At 62.0% G+C, this 26534-nt stretch carries 26 protein-coding genes and 1 pseudogene; 7 read left to right on the forward strand and 20 right to left on the reverse strand.

Annotation, left to right across the window (positions count from 1 at the left end; all coding sequences use genetic code 11):
• Positions 1-73 precede the first annotated feature (73 nt).
• Positions 74-970 (reverse strand): DMT family transporter, encoded by an 897-nt coding sequence (locus tag M5B99_RS19745; protein WP_248805603.1) that lies wholly within the window; start codon positions 968-970, stop codon positions 74-76.
• Positions 971-1062: 92 nt separating this feature from the next.
• Here M5B99_RS19745 and M5B99_RS19750 point away from each other — a divergent pair, with 92 nt between their 5' ends.
• Positions 1063-2394: a PLP-dependent aminotransferase family protein gene (locus M5B99_RS19750; RefSeq protein ID WP_248805604.1), complete on the forward strand. Its 1332-nt coding sequence runs from the start codon at positions 1063-1065 to the stop codon at positions 2392-2394.
• Between the two features lie 279 nt (positions 2395-2673).
• On the opposite strand, the gene yghX is transcribed toward M5B99_RS19750, so the two are convergent.
• Positions 2674-3561, reverse strand: coding sequence for a YghX family hydrolase (yghX, locus tag M5B99_RS19755; protein WP_248805605.1), 888 nt, complete (start codon positions 3559-3561; stop codon positions 2674-2676).
• A 203-nt stretch (positions 3562-3764) separates the two neighbouring features.
• Here yghX and metE point away from each other — a divergent pair, with 203 nt between their 5' ends.
• Entirely contained in the window at positions 3765-6053 is a 2289-nt protein-coding gene (gene metE, locus M5B99_RS19760) for a 5-methyltetrahydropteroyltriglutamate--homocysteine S-methyltransferase (RefSeq protein WP_248805606.1), read from the forward strand.
• A 144-nt stretch (positions 6054-6197) separates the two neighbouring features.
• Here metE and M5B99_RS19765 read toward each other — a convergent pair whose 3' ends face one another.
• From M5B99_RS19765 to M5B99_RS19810, 10 genes and pseudogenes are all read right to left on the reverse strand, one after another.
• The gene (locus tag M5B99_RS19765) at positions 6198-7130 is read right to left on the reverse strand and encodes a phosphatidate cytidylyltransferase (protein WP_248805607.1); all 933 of its coding nucleotides are present in this window, start codon (positions 7128-7130) and stop codon (positions 6198-6200) included.
• A gap of 1 nt (position 7131) precedes the next feature.
• On the reverse strand, positions 7132-7752 hold the full coding sequence (locus M5B99_RS19770) for a lysophospholipid acyltransferase family protein (RefSeq protein WP_248805608.1): 621 nt from the start codon (positions 7750-7752) through the stop codon (positions 7132-7134).
• Positions 7753-7761: 9 nt separating this feature from the next.
• On the reverse strand, positions 7762-8217 hold the full coding sequence (locus M5B99_RS19775; RefSeq protein ID WP_248805609.1) for a hypothetical protein: 456 nt from the start codon (positions 8215-8217) through the stop codon (positions 7762-7764).
• Entirely contained in the window at positions 8207-9568 is a 1362-nt protein-coding gene (locus tag M5B99_RS19780; protein ID WP_248805610.1) for a phosphatase PAP2/dual specificity phosphatase family protein, read from the reverse strand. Before M5B99_RS19780 ends, M5B99_RS19775 begins: the two co-directional genes overlap by 11 nt.
• Positions 9565-11322 (reverse strand): bifunctional alpha/beta hydrolase/class I SAM-dependent methyltransferase, encoded by a 1758-nt coding sequence (locus M5B99_RS19785; protein WP_248805611.1) that lies wholly within the window; start codon positions 11320-11322, stop codon positions 9565-9567. The genes M5B99_RS19780 and M5B99_RS19785 overlap by 4 nt, the downstream gene beginning before the upstream one ends.
• 75 nt (positions 11323-11397) lie before the next feature.
• A complete protein-coding gene (locus M5B99_RS19790) occupies positions 11398-12024 on the reverse strand; it encodes a CDP-alcohol phosphatidyltransferase family protein (protein WP_248805612.1) in 627 nt (208 codons plus the stop codon).
• Positions 12025-12284: 260 nt separating this feature from the next.
• Complete coding sequence (locus M5B99_RS19795; RefSeq protein ID WP_248805613.1) at positions 12285-12854, reverse strand: nucleotidyltransferase family protein; 570 nt, start codon at positions 12852-12854, stop codon at positions 12285-12287.
• Positions 12855-12968: 114 nt separating this feature from the next.
• Complete coding sequence (locus M5B99_RS19800; protein ID WP_248805614.1) at positions 12969-13442, reverse strand: hypothetical protein; 474 nt, start codon at positions 13440-13442, stop codon at positions 12969-12971.
• 54 nt (positions 13443-13496) lie between these two features.
• Complete coding sequence (locus tag M5B99_RS19805) at positions 13497-13778, reverse strand: DUF3761 domain-containing protein (RefSeq protein WP_248805615.1); 282 nt, start codon at positions 13776-13778, stop codon at positions 13497-13499.
• A 247-nt stretch (positions 13779-14025) separates the two neighbouring features.
• Positions 14026-14103, reverse strand: a pseudogene (locus tag M5B99_RS19810) (hypothetical protein); the annotation flags it as partial.
• A 108-nt stretch (positions 14104-14211) separates the two neighbouring features.
• Between M5B99_RS19810 and M5B99_RS19815 the strand changes: the two are divergent.
• Complete coding sequence (locus M5B99_RS19815) at positions 14212-15420, forward strand: MFS transporter (RefSeq protein ID WP_248805616.1); 1209 nt, start codon at positions 14212-14214, stop codon at positions 15418-15420.
• A 107-nt stretch (positions 15421-15527) separates the two neighbouring features.
• Positions 15528-16160, forward strand: a complete 633-nt coding sequence (yfcF, locus tag M5B99_RS19820; RefSeq protein ID WP_248805617.1) for a glutathione transferase — start codon at positions 15528-15530, stop codon at positions 16158-16160.
• Between the two features lie 9 nt (positions 16161-16169).
• On the opposite strand, the gene M5B99_RS19825 is transcribed toward yfcF, so the two are convergent.
• On the reverse strand, positions 16170-17594 hold the full coding sequence (locus M5B99_RS19825) for an MFS transporter (protein WP_248805618.1): 1425 nt from the start codon (positions 17592-17594) through the stop codon (positions 16170-16172).
• 140 nt (positions 17595-17734) lie between these two features.
• Here M5B99_RS19825 and M5B99_RS19830 point away from each other — a divergent pair, with 140 nt between their 5' ends.
• Positions 17735-18631, forward strand: a complete 897-nt coding sequence (locus tag M5B99_RS19830) for a LysR family transcriptional regulator (RefSeq protein ID WP_248805619.1) — start codon at positions 17735-17737, stop codon at positions 18629-18631.
• 1 nt (position 18632) lies between these two features.
• Here M5B99_RS19830 and M5B99_RS19835 read toward each other — a convergent pair whose 3' ends face one another.
• Positions 18633-19181 (reverse strand): DUF1640 domain-containing protein, encoded by a 549-nt coding sequence (locus M5B99_RS19835; RefSeq protein WP_248805620.1) that lies wholly within the window; start codon positions 19179-19181, stop codon positions 18633-18635.
• 236 nt (positions 19182-19417) lie between these two features.
• Positions 19418-19627, reverse strand: a complete 210-nt coding sequence (locus M5B99_RS19840) for a hypothetical protein (RefSeq protein WP_248805621.1) — start codon at positions 19625-19627, stop codon at positions 19418-19420.
• 189 nt (positions 19628-19816) lie between these two features.
• On the opposite strand from M5B99_RS19840, the gene M5B99_RS19845 reads away from it, so the two are divergent.
• The gene (locus M5B99_RS19845; protein ID WP_248805622.1) at positions 19817-20404 is read left to right on the forward strand and encodes a LysE family translocator; all 588 of its coding nucleotides are present in this window, start codon (positions 19817-19819) and stop codon (positions 20402-20404) included.
• Positions 20405-20410: 6 nt separating this feature from the next.
• On the opposite strand, the gene M5B99_RS19850 is transcribed toward M5B99_RS19845, so the two are convergent.
• From M5B99_RS19850 to pbpG, 3 genes are all read right to left on the reverse strand, one after another.
• Entirely contained in the window at positions 20411-21247 is an 837-nt protein-coding gene (locus M5B99_RS19850) for a helix-turn-helix transcriptional regulator (protein WP_248805623.1), read from the reverse strand.
• The gene (locus M5B99_RS19855) at positions 21240-23771 is read right to left on the reverse strand and encodes a hypothetical protein (protein WP_248805624.1); all 2532 of its coding nucleotides are present in this window, start codon (positions 23769-23771) and stop codon (positions 21240-21242) included. The genes M5B99_RS19850 and M5B99_RS19855 overlap by 8 nt, the downstream gene beginning before the upstream one ends.
• Positions 23772-24011: 240 nt before the next feature.
• The gene (gene pbpG, locus M5B99_RS19860; RefSeq protein WP_318654580.1) at positions 24012-24938 is read right to left on the reverse strand and encodes a D-alanyl-D-alanine endopeptidase; all 927 of its coding nucleotides are present in this window, start codon (positions 24936-24938) and stop codon (positions 24012-24014) included.
• A 276-nt stretch (positions 24939-25214) separates the two neighbouring features.
• Between pbpG and M5B99_RS19865 the strand changes: the two genes are divergently transcribed.
• Positions 25215-25775, forward strand: coding sequence for a hypothetical protein (locus M5B99_RS19865; protein WP_248805625.1), 561 nt, complete (start codon positions 25215-25217; stop codon positions 25773-25775).
• Between the two features lie 86 nt (positions 25776-25861).
• Here M5B99_RS19865 and M5B99_RS19870 read toward each other — a convergent pair whose 3' ends face one another.
• Both M5B99_RS19870 and M5B99_RS19875 read right to left on the reverse strand, forming a co-directional pair.
• Complete coding sequence (locus tag M5B99_RS19870) at positions 25862-26044, reverse strand: hypothetical protein (protein ID WP_248805626.1); 183 nt, start codon at positions 26042-26044, stop codon at positions 25862-25864.
• Between the two features lie 109 nt (positions 26045-26153).
• Positions 26154-26348 carry a hypothetical protein gene (locus tag M5B99_RS19875; RefSeq protein ID WP_248805627.1) on the reverse strand — a complete coding sequence of 65 codons (195 nt, stop codon included), beginning with the start codon at positions 26346-26348 and terminating at the stop codon, positions 26154-26156.
• Positions 26349-26534 lie beyond the last annotated feature (186 nt).

Here is a 26534-nt window from a genome sequence, read left to right on the forward strand (position 1 = left end):
AGCCCGGCTTGCCGGCGATGAGGCCCTTGAGGACGCCATCGCCAGCAAGCCGGGCGCCTACAAAGGACAGCGTCTACCTGGAGAATTTGCGTGCACCGGCCACGCAAAGGATCACCGCCACAGTAACCCCCAGCATCGCCAAACTGACCGGCTCGTGAAGCAAGGTCGCGGCCAGGGCCAGGCCGAAAAGCGGCTGCAAAAGCTGCAGTTGTCCCACGGCGGCAATCCCGCCCTGGGCCAGCCCTCGGTACCAGAACACAAACCCGATCAGCATGCTGAACAGCGAGACATACGCCAGGCTCAACCAGGCGGACCTGCTGATGCCCGTGAACGTGGCGGGAGCCAGGCACCCGGTCAGTACGAGCATCACTGGCAGCGACAGGACCAGCGCCCAGGAAATCACCTGCCAGCCTCCCAGTGTCCGGGAGAGCTTCGCCCCTTCGGCATAACCCAGTCCGCACACCAGCACCGCCAGGAGCATCAGCATATCGCCCCGGGGCGAGGCGCTCAGCCCCTGGGACGCGGCGAACCCCACCACCAGCAGGCTGCCCAGCACGGAGAAGAACCAGAACACCGGCCGCGGCCGCTCGCCACCGCGCAGGACAGCGAAGACGGCCGTCGCCAGCGGCAACAAGCCGAGGAACACGATGGAGTGCGCGGAGGTCACGTACTGCAGCGCCAGTGCCGTCAACAACGGGAAGCCGAGCACCACGCCGATGGCGACCACCAGCAGGGACAGCAGTTGGCCGCGGGCAGGGCGCCTTTCCTTGAACAGCCACAGCAGGCACAGCGCCAGAACCCCGGCGATGCTCGCCCGGGCCACGGTCAGAAACACCGGGTCGAACTCCAGTACCGCCACCCGTGTCGCGGGCAGCGAGCCGCTGAAGATCAATACACCGATAAATCCATTGAGCCAGCCGCGGTTGCTCTTGGCGATTACAGGGGTATTCAGGGGCGAGGTTCGTTCCATTTTCGCTTCACACTCAAGGTTCGGGTTGCTTGAGGCGCATGCTATGACTGACTATTGGTACAATCAAAATATTGTCATGGATACATCTGCCCATGCCTCGTTCCCGGTATAAGTCGCTGGTTGACGTTTTTGCCGCCGATATCCGCTCGGGGCGCCTGCCGCCCGGTGCCCGCTTGCCGACTCATCGGCAACTGGCCGCCAACCATGGCTTGGCGCTGGCCACGGCCAGCCGGGTTTATGGGGAGCTTGAGGCCATGGGCCTGGTCAGCGGGGAAACGGGGCGGGGCACCTTTGTCCGGGAGACCTCCCTGCCTTCCGGCCTGGGTATCGACCAACCCGATGTTGCCCAGGGAATGGTCGATCTCAACTTCAACTATCCCTCGTCGCCGGGACAGGCCGAGCAGTTGCGCACGGCCTTGCGCCAGCTGGCCTTGTCCGGTGACCTGGAGTCCTTGTTGCGTTACCACCCGCATGCCGGGCGCCTGCACGAGCGGGCAGCGGTCGCCCGTCACCTGGGGGCGCGCGGGCTGAGGGTGGCGGCCGAGCAGGTGCTGATTGTCAGCGGCGCCCAGCATGGCTTGACGGTGATCCTGATGGCGTTCCTGCAACCCGGCGATGTGATTGCCGCAGACGCCTTGACCTATCCCGGATTCAAGGTGTTGGCGCAGGCGCTGCACCTTGAGGTCGTGTCCATTCCCGTCACCGACCAGGGCCCTGATCTCGACGCCCTGGAGCAGCTCTGCCGCGATCGTCCGGTGCGTGCCGTCTACAGCATGCCGACCCTGCATAATCCGATGGGTTGGGTGATGGCGGCCGATCAGCGCGAAGAGCTGGTGTCGATCGCGCGCCGGCATGACCTGTTGATTATCGAGGACGCGGCCTACGCCTACCTGGCGGAGCAAGCGCCGCTGCCGTTAGCCGAACTGGCGCCGGAAAGGACCCTCTACGTTTCCGGCCTGTCCAAGAGCGTGGCCGCCGGTTTGCGGATCGGATTTGTCGCGGCGCCGGTGCAGCGGGTGGCGGCGCTGGAGCGAATCATCCGGGCGACCACCTGGAACACGCCGGGGGTGTTGACGGCGATCGCCACCGCCTGGATCGAGGATGGCACCGTCGCCAGGCTGGAGGTGCGCAAGCGCAAGGACGCCCAGGCCCGGCAGGCGATGGCTGACGAAGTGTTGGCCGGACTGCGCACCGTGGGTCATCCGTCTTCTTTCTTTCTCTGGCTGCCGCTGCCGGAAGAGGCACGGGCCGATCAGATCGCCATGGCGCTGATGCGCGAGCAGATTTCGGTCTCCACCGCCGAGCCTTTTGCCACCTCCCCGCATGTACCGCATGCGATCCGCCTGGCCTTGGGTTCCGTGGACATGGACACGCTTCGCGCGGCCCTGCTGAAAGTGCGGCGGTTGCTCGGACCGCTGTTCTGATCCGTATTTTTCATCGCTATCTGCCTCTGTAATGTATTCGTCCCGCGACCGACAATGAACCTACGGATCAGCCTTGGGCAGATGCCCGGGGCGACTGCCTGTGCTGTCGGGCCACGGACTTCTGTTTGCTCTGCTCCGTAAACTCATTGCGCAACCCGCGTTATGCCCTGACCTTATAGTTGAGGAGGCCTTATGGCCAAGATGGCGATGTTCCTGGGTGGATTTCTCATACTGACAATCGCGATTGGCCTGCTGGCCACGATTTCTCCGACATAACCCCTAGACCAGATAGCGTCGGAACCATCCCAGCGTCCGGTCCCAGGCCAGCTTGGCGGCGGCCTCGTCGTACCTCGGCGTGGAGTCGTTGTGGAAGCCGTGGTTGACCCCGGCGTAGATATGCGCCTCATAAACCTTGCCGGCGGCTTTCAAGGCCTGCTCGTAGGCGGGCCAGCCGTCGGTGATGGGCTTGTCCAGTTCGGCGTAGTGCAGCAGTAGAGGCGCCTTGATCCGTACCACTTCCTCGGCCTTTGGCTGACGGCCATAGAAGGGCACGGCGGCACTGAGTTCCGGATAGGCCACGGCGGCGGCATTGGCGACGCCACCGCCATAGCAGAAGCCGATGATGCCGACTTTACCGGTGGTGGTGTCGTGGTGCATCAGCCATTCGATGGCAGCGAAAAAGTCATTCATGAGTTTTTCCGGGTCGACGGTCAGTTGCAGCTCCCGGCCTTTTTCGTCATTGCCGGGGTAGCCGCCGACCGACGACAGGCCATCCGGGGCCAGGGCGATGTATCCGGCCTTGGCCAGGCGCCGGGCCACGTCCTCGATGTAGGGATTGAGCCCGCGGTTTTCATGCACGACCACCACCGCTGGCACCTTGCCGCTGGCCTTGGCCGGACGTACCCGATAGGCACGCACCTGCCCGTTGCCTTTGGGGGAGGGGTAGGTGATGTATTCGGCGAAGATGTCCGGGTCGGTAAACGGCACCTGCTCGGCCAGCGCATAATTCGGGCTCAGCGCCGCCAGCAGGCTGCTGGCGGCCAAGCCACCGAGGGTGAACTTCGCCGCGCGATCGAGAAACTCCCGGCGGTTGATCTTGCCGTGGACGTAGTAGTCGTACAGCTCAAGCAGTTCAGGGGCAAAGTCTTTCGCGGTGAGACGTTCCATCAGTGCGCTACCTTTGAAGGCGTTCGGGTTCCGACCTAGTGTAGAACCTAAACGCTGGGTCCGGACTTGAGCGGCTTTCACCTGGCGAGCATCGGCTTATGATCATGAGTAGAACTCGTGATCATCTGTATTTAAATGAGTTTGTCTCAGTATGCCCCGAGTGTCGACAATGGCTCCTATCGAACCTATTGGAGTTTTTTGTCATGGCACTGGCCCATTCCCTTGGATTTCCGCGCATTGGACGCGACCGTGAACTGAAGAAAGCTCAAGAAGCGTTCTGGAAAGGCGAATTGGACGAAGCGGGTCTGCGTGCCGTGGGTAGCGAGCTGCGCAAGGCCCACTGGGCCGTGCAGAAGCAAGCCGGCATCGAACTGCTTCCGGTCGGCGACTTTGCCTGGTACGACCAGGTCCTGACCCACTCGCTGATGTTCGGTGTGATCCCGGAGCGCTTCCATCCGCACGACGGCAAGGTGTCCCTGCAAACCCTGTTCAGCATGGCCCGTGGCGTCAGCGACAGCTGCTGCGGTGGTGCGCACGCCCAGGAAATGACCAAGTGGTTTGATACCAACTACCACTATCTGGTGCCGGAGTTCAGCGCCGACCAGCAGTTCCAGCTCGGCTGGGATCAGCTGTTTGAAGAGGTCGAGGAGGCGCGCGCGTTGGGTCACACCGTCAAACCCGTGGTGATCGGCCCGTTGACTTACCTGTGGCTGGGCAAGGCCAAAGGTGCTGACTTCGACAAGCTCGATCTGCTCGATCGCCTGCTGCCGCTGTATGGCCAGATTTTCCAGCGCCTGGCTGCCCAAGGCGTCGAGTGGGTGCAGATCGACGAGCCGATCCTGGTCCTGGACCTGCCGCAGGAATGGAAAAACGCCTTTGAGCGTGCCTATAACCTGATCCAGCGCGATCCACTGAAAAAGCTGGTTGCCACCTATTTCGGCGGCCTGGAAGAGAACCTCGGCCTGGCGGCCAATCTGCCGGTCGACGGTCTGCACATCGACCTGGTCCGTGCCCCTGAGCAATACCCGAGCATTCTCGATCGCCTGCCGGCCTACAAGGTCCTGTCATTGGGGCTGGTCAACGGCCGTAATGTCTGGCGTTGTGACCTGGAACAAGCCCTGGCGGTCTTGCAACAGGCCAAGGAGCGCCTGGGGGATCGTCTGTGGGTCGCGCCTTCCTGCTCGTTGCTGCACAGCCCGGTCGACCTGGGCCGTGAAGACAAGCTGGACGCCGAACTCAAGAGCTGGCTGGCCTTTGCCGTGCAGAAGTGTGAAGAGGTCGCGATCCTGGCCCGTGCCGTCAGCGAGCCGCAAGCCGCTCCAGTCCTGGAGGCATTGGCCCGCAGTCGTGCAGTCCAGGCCAGCCGTGCCGCCTCGCCGCGGATCCACAAGCCGGCTGTGCAGGCTCGCGTTGCCGCGATTACGGCCAAGGACAGCCAGCGTCATTCAGTGTTCGCCAGCCGTATCGAGAAGCAGCGTGTCGGCCTGGATCTGCCGCTGTTCCCGACCACGACCATCGGTTCGTTCCCGCAAACAGCGGCCATCCGCCTGGCGCGTCAATCGTTTAAACAGGGCAAGTTGAGCGAAGCCCAATACACCGAGGCGATGCACAGCGAGATTCGTCATGCTGTCGAGTTCCAGGAGCGTCTGGGCCTGGATGTTCTGGTGCACGGTGAAGCCGAACGTAACGACATGGTCGAGTACTTTGCCGAACAACTCGACGGTTATGCCTTCAGCCGTTTCGGCTGGGTCCAGAGCTACGGTTCCCGCTGCGTCAAGCCGGCGCTGATCTTCGGCGACCTGAGCCGTCCGAAAGCCATGACCGTGGAGTGGATCCGCTACGCCCAGGGTCTCACCGACAAGGTGATGAAGGGCATGCTGACCGGTCCGGTGACCATGCTGATGTGGTCCTTCCCCCGTGAGGACGTGTCCCGTGAAGTGCAGGCTCGTCAATTGGCACTGGCCATTCGTGACGAGGTGCTGGACCTGGAAGCCGCCGGCATCAAGATAGTCCAGATCGACGAAGCGGCGTTCCGCGAAGGTTTGCCGCTGCGCCGGGCGCAATGGCCGCACTACCTGGACTGGGCCACCGAGGCCTTCCGCCTGTGCGCGTCCGGTGTGCGTGATGAAACCCAGATCCACACCCACATGTGCTACAGCGAGTTCAACGATGTGATCGAGTCCATTGCGGCCATGGATGCCGACGTCATCACCATCGAAACCTCGCGTTCGGACATGGAGTTGCTGGAGGCATTCGAAGCCTTCGCTTACCCGAATGAAATCGGGCCGGGCGTCTACGACATCCACTCGCCACGGGTGCCGGAGGCTTCGGAGATGGCCAACCTGCTGCGCAAAGCCGCCCGGCGTATTCCCGCCGAGCGTCTATGGGTCAACCCGGACTGCGGCCTGAAAACCCGTGGCTGGCCGGAAACCGAAGCGGCCCTGGTGCAGATGGTCGGCGCCGCTCGCCAACTGCGCCGGGAACTGGCGTGATGCGCTAGATATCGGGTCTGGTTTGCTGCTGGGCTTGCTCGCCGGTGTGGAAGTTCCGCGTCGTCTCCCTGAGCATCCAGTGGGTGCTCTGGACCACTGTGGGCCTGACATTCGGCTGGTTGGCCGAGCGCCTGCTGAATCTGCTCACGTCCACCAGTAGCGCACCAGATGGAAGAAGATCGGCGCGGCGAAGCACACCGAGTCCAGCCGGTCGAGCATGCCGCCATGGCCTTCGATCATATGGCCCCAGTCCTTGACCCCGCGGTCGCGCTTGATCGCCGACATGACGATGCCACCGGCAAAGCCCAGCAGGTTGATCAGCAACGCGATCAGCACCGCTTGCCAGGGATTGAACGGGGTAATCCAGAACAGCGCGCCGCCAATCAAGGAGGCCAGGGTAATGCCGCCGACAAAGCCTTCGACGGTTTTCGATGGCGACAGGTTGGGTGCGATCTTGCGTTTGCCGAACAGCTTGCCGCAGACGTATTGGAGCACGTCGGACAACTGCACCACGATCACCAGGTAAGCGATCAGCAACAGGTTGCGGCCTTCATAGCCGGTAATCTCCAGGGTCAGCAGTGCTGGCACGAACGACACGCAGAACACCGCGATCATCAGCCCCCACTGGACCTTTGAGGCGCGTTCCAGGAAGTGCGTGCTGTCACCGCCCAGCGAAGCGAGGATCGGTAGCAACAGGAACACGTAGACCGGAATGAAGATCGAGAACAGTCCGTACCAGTCGCTGTAGATCAGCAGGTACTGCAATGGCAAGGCCAGGTAGAACGCCGCTACCAGCGCCGGGTAGTCGCTGCGCCGAGTCGGCGTCAGGGTCAGGAACTCGCGCAGGGCGTAGAAGGACACCGCATAGAACAGCAGGATCACCGCGCCGGTACCCAGCCAGAAGGCGATACCGATCACCAGCACCATCACCCACCAGGCATTGATCCGGGCGTTGAGGTTATCGATGACCGCGTTTGGCGTGCCGCGGGTACGCCATTTGAGGATAAAGCCGATCAGCGAAGCCAGGACCAGGATCATGCCGATCCCGGTGAACAACATCAGGGTCTGCCTATCCATTTCAGTGTTGCTCCGGTGCCAGGGCCAGCAGCGCATCGCGGCTGCGTTGCAGGAAGTGTTCTTTGCTTTCGTCGTCTTCAAGTCGCAGCGGTGCGCCGAAACTGGTGGTGCACAGCAGGGGCAGGGGCAATACACGACCCTTGGGCATGACCCGGTTGAGGTTGGCGATCCATACCGGAATCAGCTGTGCCTGCGGAAACGTCCGGGTCAGGTGGAAAATTCCGCTCTTGAACGGCAGCAGGCCGTCCTCCTGGTTGCGGGTGCCTTCGGGGAAAATGATCAGCGAGTGGCCTTGTTCCAACGCGTCGAGCATCGGTTGCAGTGGGTTGTCCCCCGGCGCCTTGCGTTCGCGGTCGATCAGTACACCGTTGAAGACCCGCTTGATGATGTAGCGGCGCAGGGCGCTTTTATTCCAGTAGTCGGCACCGGCGACCGGTCGTGTGAGCTTGCGCAGCGCCGGTGGCAGCGAGGCCCAGAGCAGCACGAAATCACCGTGGCTGCTGTGGTTGGCGAAGTAGATGCGCTGCTCCGGATTGGGCCCGCAGCCGATCCACAGGCTGCGAGCGCCGGTGATCAAGCGGGCGCCGGAGGTGATGAGGGTGGCAACCACGGGTTCGAACATGACGATTCCTTATCCGGCGAAGGGCAGCCAGGGGCTGGCCAGGATGACGATCAATGGCAGGGAAATTTGTACCAGCACCAGCAGCGCCTGACGCTTGAGCAGGCCCAGTGCGCCACGGCTACGCTCGGTCCAGGGGCGGTTTGTGGATTGCCGCGGCTGCAGGCCGAGGTCTTGCAGCGTCTGGTCCAGTGCTTCGGTGCGGTCACTCAGGTTGCAGGGGTCTTGTGCCATCAACTGGAACAGATCGGCGTCGAACGCGACGCGAAAGGCCCAGTACTTTTGCAGTAGGCCCGACAGTACCAGCCAGGCGCTGACCACCAGGCACCACAGGTTGATGGTGCTGAAGAGCAAGGGCGTCAGCCCCAGCAGAACCCCCAGTACGGTCAGCCCCATGGAGAGTTGGTCGAGCGCGCGGCCGCGCCGCAGCAGGCTCGCGATCACGTGTAGCTGCAGGTTAGCGGGCATCGGCGATCCTCGAGCGAGCGGGCGTTTCGATGGCCGCAAGGTGGATCATGGCTTCCAGCGCCTGGCGATGCCGCGGATGCAGGACCACGCCGGGACGTGCCGCGCGTATCAGCGCCAGGGCTGCATCGATCGTCGTCGCTCGGCGGCTGTGCAGCAACCAGGCGGCGATCGCCGTGGCACTGCGCGAATAACCCAGGGCGCAGCAGACCAGCAGCGGGCCGTGCTGGCGCAATTCGTCAATGCTCAGGGCGGCTGCGCGACATTGCTCCGCTGACGGTGCGATCAGGTCCAGCACGGGGACACTGCGATAGGCCCGGCCCTTGGGCGCCAGCGGCAGTTCGGCACAGAGATCGACGATGGCCGCGAATGAGCCGGCCTGAAGTTCGCGGCGGCTTGGCAGTCGCCCGAGCCAAAGGTTTTCTACCACCTGATCGGGTTGTGGATGGGATCTTGTCCAGAGCCGCGAATTGATCCAGGCACCCGCCCGGTAAGGCGCAAACAGCCAGCGCGCCGCCGGGCTCAAGCTGCCGTCGGCGCGTTTCTGGAAGCCATCGGCACCGAGCACCGCGTAATTCAGGGCCACCAGCGCCAGGGCCAATGCCGGCCAGAGCAACCACAATGCGGCACCGGCGAAACCGATGCCGGCGATAGCCAGCAGCGCCGCGCCCAGCCCATAGCGAGCGCCGAGGGTCAGGCGTTGGCCGTCCCGTGTCAGGCGCGCCACGGTCAACGGGTTGGCACGATCATCCGGCCATAGCCATACGCACAACCAGCCGGCCAGGGCGCCGGTGGGGAGGTCGATAAAGTGGTGTTGGTAGGTGGTCAGCACCGACACACCGATCAGCGCGAACCAGCCGTGTACCAGCCAGCGCCCGGCACCGCTGAAATGTCGACGGTACATGACCCACAGAATCACCAGCAACGCGATATGCAGGGAAGGCGCCTGGTTGAAGGGCTTGTCGAAGCCCGCCAGCACCGCGAACAGCCAGCCGAACACGCCGTCCAACGGTGGTCGAGCGAAGGTGAAGGTCAGCGGCCAGAGCAGGAAGCAGGAGACGGCGATCGCCTGGGCCGTCAGCAAGCGCAAGGCGTGCCGGTCGAGCTCGCGCTTGCTTCTGGGTAGCAGCAGCGACAAACCGTAAAGCAGGTCGATGGACCAGTAGGGCACGATGGTCCAGGCCCAGAACGGCAGGTGGCTTTCCCAGCCGAACACGTAGCTGCCGACATCACTGCGCCGGGCCGTGTACCAGGTGGCAAAGCCATAGCTGGCGAAGAACAACGGCGCCAGCAGGACCAGCCAGAGCACGGCGCGTTTCAGCACGCCGGCTTCGCGGGAAGCGCTGTTCATCATTGCACGCGTTGCGCCAGGGATACGCTGAAAATCCCCCATTCATCGACCCGTTGAGTGATTTTGCGAAACCCGGCGGCTTCGACCAACTGGTCCATTTCCGCCTGGCTGCGACGGCGCATGACCCAGGCCTGGCCTTGACGGTGACTGGTCAGGGCGCGGGCGATCAGTTCCAGCTGGGGATGCCAGGGCTGCCCGGTGTAGACCAGATAGGCGCCCGGTTCGCAGGCCTCGGCCAAGCCGGCCAGTGAGTGGCCGACCATGGTGTTGTCGGCGAACAGTTCATACAGACCCGACACCACCGCCAGGCTCGGCTTGGGCTCAAGTGCGGCGAGGCTGGCGCGGTCAAAGGCATCGCCCTTGACGAACCGGGCGATTTCTCCCAGGCCTTTTTCGACGATCAGCGCGCTGCCGTCACGCACGTTGATATCGCTGTAGTCGCGCAGCAGGATCGATTCGGGCAGCGGTGTCACCCCGTGCAGGGCTTCAAGGATATAACGCCCGTGGCCGGCGGCGATGTCGACGATCCGCACTTCGCGGCCTTGCTCGCGCAACTGGGCCATGGCCAGGCGCAACAGCTCCTCGACATGCAGCTTGCGTTGGCGGATACCGCGCCAGCCGATGGAGTTCAGGTAGTTCTGGTCGATCATCCGGCCCAGTGGGGTATGCCCGGTGGGGGTGTTGCGGTAGACGTAGTCCAGGGTGCTGCCGGAGTCGAAACCGGTATCGAAGCCGAGTTTGACCCCGGCCGACAGCCTGCTGCCCAGGGCCATGCTGGCGCGGGTCAGGCGCCAGTAGAGATCGCGTGGTGAGTTGTGCGGCAAGGGTGCTGCCAGCGACTCGGATTCGGCGCAGGTCTCGCCGACGCGATCGGCGTCGAGCAGGGGCGGGCGACTGACCGGCGAGAGGAAGTTCTGTTCGATGAAACGCCTGGCGCGGCTGATGGCCAGGTGCCGGTCGCGTTCGCCGAGGGTGTCGTGGAAGAAACCGGGGAGTACGTGGCGTTCTTTTTTCAGGCTGCCCAGGCGCTGGAAAAATTGCTCCTGGGGTTTGCGATGGACCACGAAATCGGCGCCGGAAATCAGCAACTGGGTTGGCACCTGGATCGCATTGGCATCGGCGACCACGCGGTCGGCGGCTTCGTAGAGCCCGAGCAGGACATTTACCGAAATGGCCTTGGTGATCAGCGGGTCGCTGTCATAGGAGGCAATGCGCTCCGGGTCGTGACTGAGAAATCTGGCCTTGACGTAGCTGTTGACGAAAAAATTGCCGCGAAAGCGTCGCATCAGGACCAGGCCCGGACGGGCGAAAGGCACGTAGAGCTTGACCTTGAAGGCCGGGGAGGCGAGCACCAGGGCACGGATCTTCGGCGCGTAATCGTGGACCCAGGTGGCGACGATCACCGCGCCGACGCTCTGGGCGACCACTGCGATGTTTTCTTCGGCAATAGCGAAGGTGGCGCCGAGGTGATCGCAGAAAGTCTGTACATCCCGCACGCTGGTGGCGAAGCTCGGGCTGTCGCCCCGCGCCCCCGGCGACTGGCCGTGACCGCGGGCGTCCCAGGCGAAGAAGTCGAAGTCCGGCAGGTCGAGTTCATCCACCAGGTGGGCGATACGCCCGGAATGCTCATGCCCCCGGTGGAACAGCAGGATGGCCTTGCGCGGTTCGCCGACGACAGGCGCGGTGGCCGGCCAGTGGCGATAAAACAACTCGACGCCATCATGGGTGCTGAAGGTCTGGGTTTGCTCGTCGCGCATTGCAATGTCCTTTTGCCGGATCTTGGAGGGTGGAGCTTGAGGCAACTCTCTGGGGGAGCGGTTTTGCGATTCGGGTTATTTGGCCGGTGGTTCCTTTGTTGCGGCTTCTTTCAAGCCTTGCCGTACCCGATTGACCAGCGTGATCAGCAGGAGTGCCACCATCAACACGAATAACCCGTTTATCCATTGGGCATTGATCAGGCCGAAGGCCACGCCGGTGGCGATTACACCAAGGGCGAAGGCGCGATCGCTCTTGCCCATGGGACCGTCGTAGCGTCGTGAGGCACCGATCATCGGCCCCAGGACACCGGCGTATTCGCAGAACAGCGCCAGCAGGGTCACCAGCAGTACCGCCAGCAGGCTGACTTCGGGCAACAAGGCGAACGGCAGGATCAGCGCGCTGTCGGCGACGATGTCGCAGAGTTCGTTCAAGTAGGCGCCGAGCTTCGATTGCTGGCCAAATTCCCGGGCGAGCATGCCGTCGATGGCGTTGAGGGCCATGCGCAGGATCATCCACAGCGGGATGATCACGAACACCCAGGCGTGTCCGGCGAAGGTGGCGACTACGGTGCCCACCAGCAGGGAAATCACGGCGGCGCTCAGGGTGACCTGGTTGGCGCTGGTACCATTGTCGAAGAGGCGCTGGACCACCGGCCGCAGCAGGTTCTGAAAACGGGGCTTGAGTTGGTAGATCGAAGGCATGGTGGCGACGGTCCTTGTCCAGGGCGGTGAGTGGGGCTAGGGGATTCCTGCGAGCCGGGGAGACCGCTTATTGGCAAAACAGGTGGATTATTGCCGGAAATGACCGGGACTGACATTAGGTTCCGGATAAAAATGTGCAACCAAGCATCTAAGAAATAGATCGGCTTTTACACAATGCGCTCGCGCAAGCACTACCGCTCTCCATTTTTATCGCCTGACGACTCAGTGAGGTTGAGCATTTTTGCAAGACGATACCGTTTTTAGGGGCAGCTGGTTTCCACGACTTTCAGCCAAGGCCAACGGGCCTGGTAACTTTTTGCCTTCTGCTCGAACAAGTGGGGTTCGCGATGTGCTGGATTGATCCGAAGCAGGCCTTGCTCGATATCGGTCAGGCCGTAGGGGGCATATATCTCGCCCGTGGCAACCTCCAGTCCGATGCAGGTGCCGGCAATGAGGTAACGATCAATGCCGTCTTTGGTCGACTCCAATCGAGAATAGGCCCGCCCGAATCGCTGTTCGTACCAAAGATGGACTCGAGCCTGGTTCTTGATATCGATGTTGACGCCAAGGTCCAGGAAGAGCTGTCGAGTGGCCTGGATAACTTCGTCTTCGGCTTCCCAGGAGAGATCTTTATCGAAGTAGAAGACGTCGTAATCCTTGACGCCCCACTCGGGTGGCAGGTCCGAATGCTGGTTCCAGGCGGCCTGGAACAGGCAGCCTGCGGTGAGCATGCATTGACTCAAGCCGAGAGAAGGCAAACGTGAGGCTATCTGAGCGTTTACCGGGTTAGCCATGGCCAAGCTGATCAGGCGTTCGGCGGTCAATGTCATCTTCATTCCTTTGGTGTAGAGCGAGTCCGGGTTACCGAGGATAGCTCAAGGCACATGAAATTTTGTGACGCCTATCGACCTTGTCAATGCGCTGTTGTTGGTATGGGCCCTGGTTTACAAGTCGTTTTTGGAAAGGCTCGTCTTGAGCGCCTCGGTGACCAGGGAAATCAAGATGGGGCTCGAACTCGACTGCATCTGTTTTCCGATTTCGGCTTGTCGCTCTACTACTTTACCCGCGTATTTTGAGGCCCGACCTTTGGCTGCGAGTGATGATAGTTCTTCTGAGGAAAAGGTCTTCTCATAAGCGGCTGCAAGGTTCTGGTCCCATTTCGGCTGGTACTGCGGGAGTAGCGTGTTGATTTCGCTCGACAAGGCGGTATTGGCCTGGGCATCCCCCAGCTTCGCAACGAGCATCCCATAGGTTTGCGTACGCTTGGCGGCTGACAGTGCAATGGCGGCGAGATCATCGCCAGCGTGGGACTGGGCAATGAAACTGCGCGCTGCTTCATTGGCGGTTTCAGCAGAGGCTGCATTTGACAGCGCGAGGAGCAATGTGAAGGCGAGGGTGACGCATAAGGGTTTCGTCATTGTCTGGCTCCTGGAGGATTGCGAATAAGCGCTTCATTATTTCCTGGACGCTCTCTACAACCAAGCCATCACACCACCATGCCGTGAGCAGGTCCCCCGCCGATGTTGGCTGAAACTGTAAGTCTTGTCTCGGCACTGGGCCGTGGCGCCCTCGGGGGCTCGACCTGATTTGCTGTGGGCCGGGCTGTGCACGGTGTTTCCGTCTTTATTCGTATACGAGCCATGCTCGATCAATTGCGATTCGTCGGGTGTCACTACCTGATGATCAGTATCGGACCTGGCGAAAGCGGGTTGGAAAATCAAGCAGGCGGCAAGCGCCAGGAGTGCGAGTTTCATTAGCTGACCGATCCTTGGTGTAAAAGGGAGGCTTCATACAGGTGTGATTACCGTACGTTCCTTTTCAATAGGATGGTAGCAATTTGAAACTACTCTGTCTTTTCTCTCCCGGGGCCTTGTTTACGGGGAGGCGTCAGTCCTTGATTTCGACTGACGTGTATTGCTCCTGGCCCCGTCGAAGCTCGTCGATCACGCCCGTGAACGCCTCGACCAACAGGCTGCGTCCTTGTGCACGGGTGAGTACCCGCAGGCGCAGTGCCGCGCGGCCAAAATGCAGTTCCTCGGCTACGGTCAAGAAGTAACGCAACCTGCGTAGATCGAGCATCCTGGTCCTTGGGTATTGATCGGTTCGAATTCGGTATTGGTCTTCGCCAGCCTGCGTATTCTATAAAGCCTTTTCGTCATAAAACGAGAGGCCCTGTGAGTTAACACGATGACTGATCTGAAAAGCCCACTTACATTGAGCGAGTCTTCATCTACCGAGGGCTCTTTGCGGCGCCGCTCCCTGCTGGCGGCCTGCAGTGCCCATGCGGTGCATGACGGCCTCACCGACGTGATCTATGTGTTGCTGCCAATCTGGCAGGCACAGTTCGGCATGAGCTACGCACAGGTCGGGATGTTACGCGGGGCCTATTCCGGGATGATGGCCGGTTTCCAGCTATTGGCGAGCCGGGCCGCCAGGCGCTGGGGACGCGAGCGTTTGCTGGTGGGCGGCACGGCCCTGGCCGGCCTGGCTTACCTGCTTGCCGGTCAGGCCAGTGGGCTGACGGTATTGTTGTTGGCGCTGCTGCTGGGTGGATTGGGCGCCAGCACCCAGCATCCGCTGGCTTCCTCGTTGATTACCGATACCCATGAGGCCGGCGGCGGCGTCAAGGAGGCGCTGTCGCAGTACAACTTTTCCGGCGATATCGGCAAGACGTTGATTCCGGGCCTGACAGGCCTGCTGCTGACGATCATCAGTTGGCGCGCCAGTGTCACGCTGATAGGCGTGCTCGGCCTGGCGGCGGCCGCGCTACTGTGGTGGCTGGTCCCGACCTGGGCGGTCAACCCGCCCGGGCCAGGCAAAGCCTCCGCAGCACTGGCAGGGAAAGGCTCCGCCGGTGGGCTGCGTGCGCTGCTGCTGACGGGGACGTTGGACAGTGCGGTGCGCATGGGCTTTCTCACGTTCCTGCCGTTCCTGTTGAGCAGCAAGGGCGCCGGGACGGCGGGTATCGGCCTGGCGTTGATGCTGTTGTTCGTCGGCGGCGCGTTCGGCAAGTTGTTCTGCGGCTACCTGGGCGCGCGTATCGGCATGATGAAGACCGTGTGGCTGAGCGAGTCCGCTACGTCGCTGTTGATCGTGCTGGCGGTGTATCTGCCGCTGTCGGGCATGATGGCGCTGCTGCCGCTGCTGGGGCTGGTGCTGAACGGGACATCGTCGGTGCTCTATGGCGTGGTGCCGGAGTTGTCGGAGGCGGGCAAGCGCGAGCAGGCTTTCGCGTTGTTCTATACCGGGACCATCGGTGCTGGGGCATTGGCGCCAGTGTTGTTTGGCGGGCTGGGGGACATGACCGGCATCCCGGTCGCGGTGATGACCCTGGCGGCCACGGTGCTGTTGACGTTGCCACTGTCCTGGGGCGTGCAGCGAGCCTTGGATCGCTGAAACCACGGTATTCCCGTCGGGAATGTGCGCATGAAAATCGTACATTTCATTTTTGGCGTCGAATCTCGTAGCGTGTCCTCTCCCACCTATGGATATGGAGATGTACCGTGAGTGATTCCCGCCTGCGCCTGTACGTTGATGCTCAATTCACCAGCCCTTATGCCCTGTCGGATTTCGTCGTGCTGCGGGAAAAAGGCATCGACTTTGACATCATCCCGCTGGACCTCGATACCTTGGAAAACCAGGCTGCGGATTACGCCAGCCTGTCGCTGACCCAGCGGGTACCCACTCTTGTGCATGGCAACTTTGCCTTGTCCGAGTCGTCGGCGATTGCCGAGTATCTGGAAGAAACCTTCCCGCAGGTGCCGGTTTATCCGCAAGACCGTCAACAGCGTGCGCAGGCCCGGCAGATCCAGGCCTGGCTGCGCAGTGACCTGATGCCGATCCGGCAGGAGCGTTCCACCCTGGTGGTGTTCTATGGCCGCAAGTCCGGAGCGTTGTCGCCAGTGGCCGAGGCGGCAGCGCGCAAGCTGTTCGCGGCAGCCCTGGAGCTACTGGCGGATGGCCGCGAGAACTTGTTCGGTCACTGGTCGATTGCCGATACCGACCTGGCGCTGATGCTCAACCGGCTGGTCCTCAACGGTGACGACGTGCCTCCTGTCCTGGTGGAATATGCGCGGCGCCAATGGCTGCGGCCTGCCGTGCAGGAGTGGGTCGGGTTCCAGCGTCCGGCGTTGTAATTGGCCGCGTTATCTTTTCTTGACGGCCAGCGCTATGACCAGTGCGACGACCACCAGCGCCAGTGCCGTGGCGAAGGTCGTCCGCAGGCCGCTGGCGACGGCTTCGGGGGCCGTGCTGGTGATGTCGGCGGCCTTTGAAGCGAATACAAACACCGCACCCAACACCGATGCTCCCGTGATCAACCCGAGATTGCGCGCCAGGTTGAGCAGGCCGGAGACAATGCCGCGTTGCTGCATACCGACCTCGCTCATGACGGCGCTGTTATTGGACGCCTGGAACAAGGCATAGCCGAAAGTGACAAGCACCAGCGGGCCGATGTAACCACCCAGGCCAAGAGTCTGCGGCAGCAGCGACAATACGAGGCAGCCGAGCGACATGGCCAGCAACCCGACAACGCTCATGCGCTGTGCACCAAAGCGGTCCGCCAGTCGACCCGCCGGTACCCCGCTCAACGCCGAGACACAGGGCCCGGCCGAGAGGGCGAGTCCGACCGAGGCGGCATCCAAGCCGAGTCCTTGCACCAGGTAAAAGGGCCCGACCACCAGTGTCGCCATCATCACCGTCGAGACCAGCGCACTCATGAACAGGCTCCCGCTCAGCTGGAGGTCGCGGAACATCGTCAGGCGAATCAGCGGTGAGCTGACCTTCGACTCGGTGAGCACGAACAGGCCAAGGCCAAAGGTCGCCGCTGCCAGCAGGCTGATATTGAGCAGGCCGAAGTGACCGCGTCCCAATGTCATGGCCAGGGCATAAGCCGCCAGTGTCAGCGCCAGCAGCAGTGTGCCCAGCGGGTCGAAACCACTGCACTCACGCTGGGGGCGCTGGAGATCCTCGGGCAGATGGCGGTGGCTGAGAACAAGCGTCAGCAGACCCAGCGGCACACAGATGAGGAAGAGCGCGCGCCAACCTGGCCCGGCGATCAGGAAGCCGCCCAGCGATGGACCCAGGGCCGTGCCGATGGCGGACATGCTGCCCAGTAAACCCATGGCTCTGCCGGTCCGGGCCTTCGTCACTGTCTCGCCGACAAACGCCAGGGTCAGGGCCATCATGATCGCCGCGCCGATCCCTTGCAGCGCCCGGGCGCCGATCAGCAGGCCGAGCGTGGGGGCGCAACCGCACAGGGCCGAGGCCAGGGTGAATAGGGCAATACCGACCAGGAGCAGGCGCCGTCGGCCGGTGAGATCACCAAGCCGCCCAACACTGACGATCAGGGTGGTGATTGTCAGGAGGTAGGCGAGGACGACCCATTGCACGCTCTGGAAGGAGGCGTTGAACACCTGTGCCAGCGTAGGCAGGCCGACATTGGCAATGCTGGTGCCCAGGGACGATAGCAGCATCGACAGCGACAAGCCGGCCAGTGCCCAGCGCGCCGAAGGTGTGTGTGGTTCAGCATCTGTCGCTAGCTTGTCTGGTTCTGCAATGATCGGTTTCATCCGGCTTCTCTTTTTGGCTACTCCCAACGCGGAGCTGTCACAAATCTATGCTGGCGTCTAACATGGCGGAAGACGCATCATTTGCACTTTACTCGTGCGTTTGACGCGCTATTCGATCCAGGCATGCCAAGGGGCAGTCCATGTCCATACCCGATCTCAATCTACTGGTCACCCTGGATGTGCTTCTGGCCGAAGGCAGTGTGGCGCGCGCGGCCCGGCGTTTGCACCTCAGCCCCTCGGCGATGAGCCGGGCGTTGGCGCGTCTGCGGGAAAGCACCGGCGATCCGCTGTTGGTCCGCGCCGGGCGCGGCCTGGTGCCCACGCCGCGGGCGCTGGAGTTGCGTGAGCGAGTCGCGCAGTTGGTGCAGGACGCCGAAGCCGTATTGCGACCTGTCGGGCAGTTGGACCTCAAGCAACTGGTGCGCACGTTCACATTGCGTGCTCGTGACGGTTTTGTGGAGAACTTCGGTCCCGCGCTGCTGGCCAGGATCGCTGAAGAGGCGCCCGGAGTACGCCTTCGATTCCTGCAGAAACCGGACAAGGACAGCGCGCCGCTGCGTGATGGCAGTGTCGATCTGGAAACCGGTGTAGTGGATAGCAGCCAAGGTCCGGAGTTGTTGACCCAGGCGCTGTTTCGCGATCGTTTTATTGGCGTGGTACGCCGGGAGCATCCGCTGAGTCAGGGTGATATGACTGCGGCACGTTATGCGGCCGGCCAGCACATCGGTGTTTCGCGGCGGGAACTCGACAAGGGCGCCGTCGATGAGGCGCTGGAGCGGCTTGAGCTTTGTCGTGAGGTGGCTACGTTTGTCGCCGGATTTTCGACCGCGCTGTCACTGGCCCGGTCAACCGATTTGATCGCCACCGTGCCTGAACGTCACACCGGCAACCTGCGTACCCGTATGCACAGCTTTGAACTTCCGTTCTCGTTGCCGACGTTCACAGTGGCGATGCTCTGGCATCCGCGGCTGGATGCCGATCCCGCGCATCGCTGGCTGCGCGGGTGCCTTCGGCAAGTCTGCGCGCAGCCGGGGTGACTCAGTTCAAGGTGAACTTGACCAGCATGTCGTATGCCAGCTTGAGCATGGGAATGGTGATGCAGATGAGCAGGATGCTGAGCTGCCAGCGCAGGATCTTGTTCTGTGAGTCCATTTCAGCAACGGATACCTGGAATTTTGCACCCTGTTCTGTGATGGCGGATCGCAGTTCTTGGCCTTGCTTCGTCATGGCGGCTTGTAGTTCCGCACCTTGTTCCTTGATGGAGGCCCGTAGTTCTGTCCCTTGTTCTCGGAGCATCGAGCCCAAGGAGCGTATCTCCACACTCTGATCTTTGATCATGCCGCGCAGTTCCGCACTCTGGTCTTTGATCATGCCGCGCAACTCCGCGCTCTGGTCTTTGATCATGCCTCGCAGTTCCGCGCCGAGTTCCGTAATCGACGTTTGCAAGTGTGTCTCGGTGCGGAGCAGATCAGACTTTGTCGCGAATTTTTCCATATCCGACTCCCAGGCATTCACAACCGCCTTGGCCTTGTTCGGAGGGACACTGATGTTCGTCAGCGCGTCGTATAAGTTCATCGATAGCTTCATCGTATCTCCTGCAGGGGACAAGTGACCAGAAGGCACCGCCTGACGGCAGGCTTCCGTCAAAAGCGAAGGCTGGGCAGGCGCTACCAGGGCAGCGGTCCAGATTCAGATAATCGACGTAAAGCCAGGGAGTGGGAAGTCGGACATTTCTTATGAGGAGGCAGGACAAGGCCTGGGTTTTTGCGCGCAAATCAACGTGGCAGCTGGAGAGGCCGCGGGCCAACTATCCGTGATCGGGATTAGTCGCGCAGCATGCTGGTGCCGTACTCACGGAAGCTGCTGCCCAGGCTCGAACCGCCAAAACTCTGGGTGACGGGTTTGCTGTCGTAGTGTTGATTACAGCTTTCGCTATAGCAGGCGCTGTTGCTGGTCATCGTGCTCGTGCCAGAGCAGGCGCTCAACAGCAGGGCGCTCAGCACCAGCGCGATTTTGACGAGGTTCGGCTTCATGGTTCGGTTTCCCCTGGCTGGATGCGATGCACGAATAATACCTTGTCCATCTTACGCCGCTTGAATGCTTCGCTGGATGAAACCTTTCGTCTATGGAGCAAAAGGTTGTACAGGGGCGTTTTCTTCAATACCACGAGCCGTGCGCATGGCTACCTTCAGCCCGACATCCATTCATGCGGAAAGTAGACGATGAGCATCCTTGTTTCGATGGCGGCCTTTGCGCTGGCCTCTTCCATTACCCCCGGCCCGGTCAATATCGTCGCCTTGAGTGCCGGTGCGCAGTTCGGCTGGCGCGCCAGCCTGCGGCACGTGACCGGCGCGACCCTGGGTTTCACCCTGTTGCTGGTCCTGATCGGCCTTGGGTTGAATGAGCTGCTGCTGTTTGTGCCGAGCCTGACCCGGGTGATCCAGTTGGCCGGAGTGGCCTTCCTGTTGTACATGGCCTGGAAGCTGGCGCTCGACGATGGCGGCCTGAATACCAGTCAGCCCGGCAAACAACCGACGATGACGCTCGGCGCTCTGATGCAGTGGCTCAATCCCAAGGCCTGGCTGGCCTGCGTGGCTGGGATGGGGGCGTTCGTGGCCAATGGCGAGGCGCACCTGGTGTGGCAGTTCGCGGCGGTGTACTTCGTGATCTGCTACGGCTCGATTGCCTGTTGGGCGTTTGCCGGGACCTTTCTACGGCACTATCTGGACAACCCCAAGGGCATGCGCCTGTTCAACCGGTTGATGGCCTTGTTGCTGGCACTCAGTGCGATCTACCTGTTGCTGCCGTGAGGCGGATCAACCGCGATATTGCCCTGGTGTCGCGGCCAGGTGTTGCTTGAAGACCCGCTGGAAATGCGCCTGGTCGGCGAAGCCGGCTTCCAGTGCGACGTCGGCGATCAGGCCGCCACGCCGCAGCCGGTTACGCGCGTACTGGATGCGTCGGTTGACCAGGAAGGCGTGGGGCGTCATGCCGTAATGCTGCTTGAAGGCGCGGGTCAGGTAGGACGCCGACAACTGCGCGGCCTGGCAGATGTCCTCCAGCTTCAGGGCCTCGGTGCAGTGTTTGTGAATGTAGGCCGCGGCCAGTTCGAGCTTCTGGTGGATCTCCCGGGCCGGCCGGGGCGCCGGGTTCAAACGGTGTTGCAGCTGGGTGAAGAACTCGACCAGGGCACACTGTTTTTCCAGGAGTGCGAGGTCGTCGTCCACCAGGGTTTCGTAGAGGTTGTTGAAACTTTCGTAGAGTGCCGGATCGCTGGTATGAGGCGTGGAAAAGGCGCGGAAATCCAGATCCGAGCTGAACCCCAGTTCATGTTGCAGCGATGTCAGCCAGGCCATCTCGACATAGAGCATGCGATAGGCCCAGGGCTGGTCTTCGATGGGGTTGCAGGCATGCACCTCGCCCGGATTCATGAGCACTACGGTACCGGCCGCGACCCGCCACTGATTCTGCTGGTTGATATAGGTGCTCTGGCCGTGGGTGATCGCCCCGATTGAGAAGTGTTCGTGGGAATGCCGGGAATAGCAGACCTTGCGACCGTCCTGGATCGAGCGGGCCTCGATGCAGGGCAGGCGTTCGTCCCGCCAGAAGCGGGGGGCCTTGTCATCGGGGGCGGTCGGGGACGATTTACTCATGAGCGGGTCCGCTGTGGGAGGATTCGGGGTGGCGGCTGGTCTGGGGGGTAGCTTGCTCCCGCAGCAGCCGAAGCGGCTCCGGTATTTCCAGGTTGTGCCAAGCCTGGGCCTGAGCCGCCTCTGTGGTGGTCAGCCAGAGGCCTGCTTGTGGCTGCAAGGGTTCGGACGGCCACTCCAGCATCTCTTTCAAGGCGATCTTCACACGAGCTCCCGGGTCGGAGCCATCGCGCAGATCCCAGTCCGCTTCGAACTGGCGCAAATGCAGGGTGTCGGCGCCAAATTCGATGAGTTGCGGTCGGTTGCCCAGCCAGCCGGGGGCGGTGCGTAAGGTGTGGGCCTCGACGTCCAGCAGCAGGAGTTTCCAGGCGCGGCGGTTGTAGCTGTCGGCGAAGTCGCGGTGCTCGAGATAGAGCCGGGTGAGCGCCAGGTAACGTCCTTTCGGCGACCAGGCCATGGAGGGCGCCAGGTCCGCCAGGGCGCAGCCGGAAGCGGTCAGCAGGTGTCCGCCAAGGCGGGCGATATGTCCACGGCCCAGGTCGTCGCCGTATTCGGTGCTGCTGCCGAACAGCCAGGCGGCGTCCAGTCCGGTCGGGGAGGGCTGGATAAACTCGCCTTCGGCGGTGGCGATCTGTGGCTGCTGAACCCAGCGCCAGGCGGGCAAGCCTTGCAGGTCGTCGGCACGTAACTGCAGTCTGCGCAGCTCGTAGTAGAGGCGCGAGTCTTCGCGGTATCGACAGAACCCGGCAGCTTGCGACGCGTCCGGGGCGGCCTCGGTAAAACGTTGCAGCGGTGTGCCGGCAATGTCTCTCGGCAGGCGTCCGACAATCACCGCTACGCTCAGCGTCGCGGCCCTGAAATCCACCAGTGCGGCGACCCGCATCGACGGACCGTCGAGCAGCCGACGTTGCCGGGGATCGGCCACCACCACGCGGTCGGGTACTGCCGGATGCCGGGCAAACGGCAGCAATGCCAGGTAACGGGCGCAGTCGCTCACTCGATGATCCAGGCGCCAGAGGCCGGGCAGGGTCCAGGCGCCGATCTGGCACTGGTAGCCCACTGATTCATCCTGGTCGACCTGGCGCTGGCTGAAACGGGCGCGGGTGCCCTCCGCCAATGGCTCTGACTCGATACTTACGCTTGCCGCGCTCCCGTCGCTATCCAGCGGCAGGACCAGGCGGATACGCGGCCTGTTCCACTCGGCAGTCCGTTCGCGGCCCAGAGCGTCATGGCCGACCAGGATTTGCGAGTCGCTGTGGATACTGTGCAACTGGTAGCCGTAATCTCCATTGTCGGGTTGCGACAGCGGCAGCTCGCTCTCCAGCCAGACCTGCTGCTCGTCCAGCGCCAGCGGGTTGCTCCAGTATCCGCTGGGGCTGCGGTTGTCGCTGCTCCAGGGATTGCGCAACGACCGCCAGCCCTGCTCCTGTTGCCAGAGCCATAGTGCCCGCTGCGGCCCTGATGAGCCTGGCGTGCTGGCGCGACAGACCAGGCCGCGGCTGTCCGCGCTCCAGACGATGGGCGTCTGGGCCGTGACCAACAAGGGCGAGGGTACGCCGTCGAGGCTGAGGCGGTAATCGGGATGGTTGACCGGCCCGGTCGGTTGGTCCAGTTCCCGCAGGCTGACCGGCAGGGTCAGTTGGCCTTCCAGGAGGTGTTGGCCATCGGGGGAGCGATACTCGATCTGCTGCTGCATCAGGGCTTGTTGCCAGTTGCCCGGCTCCAGCCAGAGATCGCTGACCGGGAGCAGGTCGACGGCCTGGGCGTCTTTCAATAAGTCCTCGAGGGATTGCTGGTGGGCGCCGTTGTCCACCAGCGGACTATAACGTCCGCCCAGGCCTTGCTCGTTGAAGGTGTCCAGTTCCCAGAGCTGCTCCGCCTGGCAGCGATAGAGACGCCGCAAGGGACGGTCGAGGATCACCAGGCCCCAGCTGGCGCGCGATGGAATGGGCGCGGCGAAGTAGCGGGCGTCGCTGGAAAAACGCGCCGAGGCCCCCAGTCCTTCGAGCAGGATACCGTCGGGAAACAGGTAGTCGCACATCACCGGGCCGCCCATGGCGATTTCGCCGTGGTTGAATACCCTGATCGGCTCGCCTTCGGGCGTCATTGTTGGCTCCTGGCCGCCCCAGGCACTGGTACCGTTGCCGGCGGCCGGGTTTTGCGTGGTGGGCTTGACCAGGCCCAGGCGCCTTTCCCAAATGCTCACGCAAGCCAGTCCGGGGAAAATCGCCAGGCAGGCGGCCGCGATGTCCCAGTAGTCGGGCAGTGCCCGCCCGAGGCTGAAGCCCAGGCCGAAGACCGCCGAGATCATCAACCGGGCAAAGGCCCTGCCGCCCTTGGGCCAGCCGAGTTTCGCGCAAGCCCACATCGTGCCGGCGCACACCAGGACCACGGCCAGGGCGAGGAGCGGCGGGAGAATCGTCACGAAGAAAATCGGCACCAGCAGCACCAGGAGCAGCCACAGCAGTTCGAGCAACAGGCGGCCGATGCTTTTGTTCTCGCGGGTCGGGTTGTGGGCGGCGCTCACGGATGACGTCCTGTACGACGGAGGCGGAGCGCGATTATGCCGGTTTAGATGCACTGCGGCACCTGCGGGCTTATGGCAGTGTGATGGGGGCCTTCGGCGGCTCGAGCAAGGCTGTCGAAGTCACATCACTGCCAGCGAGGCAGGCCGACGGACCCAGTTCAGCCAGATGATAGGCGCGCAGGAACAGACAGCCGAGCACGACAGCGTGTGGCCCGAAGAATCGGGCCACGGTATCAGGGCTTACTTTGACGCTTGGGCGCGGCTCTTGAGGTTCTTGTCAGACTTGTAGCGCAAGGCCACCTCCGGCACGCCGCCGCTCTTGCCGGTTTCGATCCAGTTGCGGATCCGGCTGGCATCGGCGAAATGGGTGTACTTGCCGAACGCATCGAGAATCACCAGGGCCACCGGGCGACCGCCCATGTTGGTGACGAGCACCAGGCAGTGACCGGCCTGGTTGGTAAAGCCGGTCTTGGTGATCTTGATGTCCCAGTTGGCCTTATTGACCAAGTGGTCGGTGTTGTGAAAGCCCAGGGTGTAGTTGGGCTTGCGGAACGTCACGGTCTTTTCCTTGGTGGTGCTCAGCTCGCTCAGCATCGGATAGTGACGGGCGGCCATCAGCAGTTTGCTGAGGTCGCGGGCGGTGGAGACGTTGTGGATCGACAGGCCGGTGGGTTCCACATAGTGGGTGTTGATCATGCCCAGGGCCCTGGCCTTGGCGTTCATCGCCGCGATAAAGGCCGCGTAGCCGCCCGGGTAGTGGTGGGCGAGACTGGCCGCCGCACGGTTTTCCGAAGACATCAGGGCGATCAGCATCATTTCCTTGCGTGGCAGCTCGCTGTTGAGCTTGACCCGGGAGAACACCCCTTTCATTTCCGGAGTATCGGCGATGTTCACCGAGATGTACTGGTCCATCGGCAGCTTGGCGTCGAGTACCACCATGGCAGTCATCAGCTTGGTCACCGAGGCGATCGGCACGATCACGTCCGGGTTGCTGGAGTAGAGGGGTTTGTTGGTTTGCAGGTCGATAACCAGGGCGCTGCCGGAAGCGACTTGCAGATGACTGGTATCACGGGGAGCGGAGACGGTTTCGCGGGCTTCTACGCTGGGGGGGATGACGGCGCCTACCAGGACAAAAAACAGGCCGAAAATGGAATGACGAATGTTCACGCGGATGGACTCGCAAAAAATAATGGGTAAACCGTTGGTAACGGGTCGTTCTGAAAAAAAGCGTTACATTCTATGAATATAGCTGAGGAACTGTCGATTGTTCTTCGAGTGGCGGTAAAAAACCCTTAAGAAGTAAGCAGAATTTAAGGTTTTCCCTGAGTGATGGCTATTTAATCGTGTATCCGGCCCGATACGTGGTGGTGCGGGCCTCGCGCACCGATTAGCATCGATGCTTGCGGCGTAATCAACGCGATCCAATGACTCGGGAGTCCGGCAATGCCGAAGGGTTTGATCAGCAGGGATTACCTGCCCATGGTGGTCTGGGCGGGGATGGTGGCGGTGCTGTTGCTGGGCTTTGCTTTCTTTGCGAAATCGGCGGATTGGTATGGCTGGATCCAGGCCGTGGGCTTGGTGGTCGGCCTGATGGTCGCCATCAGTGTGCCAGCGATCCAGCGCAAGCAGGCGTTCCAGGAGCAGCGCAAGCAACAACGTGAACGCGATGTGGGCTACGCGCGGCGGCTGCATTACTTCGGCATGGAGCTGCTGGACCTGTTGGGTCGCATCAGCGCCAATCTGGCGCACTTGCGGGCTACGGACCGGCATCGTTGCCAGCGTACCCTGGAGGATTTCCTGCACCGCCTGTTCGAGTCCCACAAGCACGATCTGAACGACGACCGGATCGTCATCAGTCATGAACTGCGCCAGGTGACCCAGACGCTGATCGATGAGCTGGAAAGTGGTCGCAGCGACCGCGTGGTGATGCTCGAGCTGGAGAAGCGCCTGCAAAAGCTGGCACATCGTGCCCAGGTCAATGCGGTCTTGGCCGAGCGCGGCTGATCGGCGCACAGCCATAAAAAAGCCCGCAACGAATGCGGGCAAAGGGGTGTGCGGAGCAACGCACGTTTTCAGGAATTTTGGCGCGGTCAGGCATTCAGTGCCGACAGGTTCATGCTTTGCGACGAAGTCCTGGCGGCCAGCAGCGAGGTGAACGGTCCGCTGATCGGCACACCGTCTTGAACCAGGTACCAGCAGGCGAGCAGGCCCAGCTCTCTGAGCGAGGTGGGAACGGCGCTGCCGATTACGGACATGATTTGTACCTTGGCCATGAGGACCTCCATCAATCTATGGAGCTACCTTAAGTCCTGGCCCGGTCAGAGGAAAATCATCGCGCTCGATAGTGGACATCGACGAGATCAACGGCTGCAATAGAGTGCGTCAGTCGACGACCTGATCGAGCATCTTCAGCACTTCCTGCTCATTCAGCAGCCCCTTGCGGACCAGGTTCTCGGCCAGCAACGAGAGAAATTTGGCCGTGCGGTGGCCTTCGAGCTGCTTGAGCTCGGTGAGGGCGCTGTAGACCTTGCTGGAAGTGCAGAGGCCAGCGATGCGGTGTGGGTTCTGTGTAGGCATGGTCCGTCCTTGTTCTTATCATTCAGCCTGATCTTGCTGATTGGGCATGGCACAAATATGACAGTCGTATTAACGCCCATCCTGGGCGACGACAGGTCATATGATGCCTTTAATTGCGAGGGGGCGGTTGTCTTGCCTGCGACCTTTGATAGCGCAATTCAGACATCGCAGCTCGGATATCGCAAA

This window comes from Pseudomonas sp. MWU13-2100, from assembly GCF_023242365.1.
In the GTDB taxonomy this organism is placed as follows: domain Bacteria; phylum Pseudomonadota; class Gammaproteobacteria; order Pseudomonadales; family Pseudomonadaceae; genus Aquipseudomonas.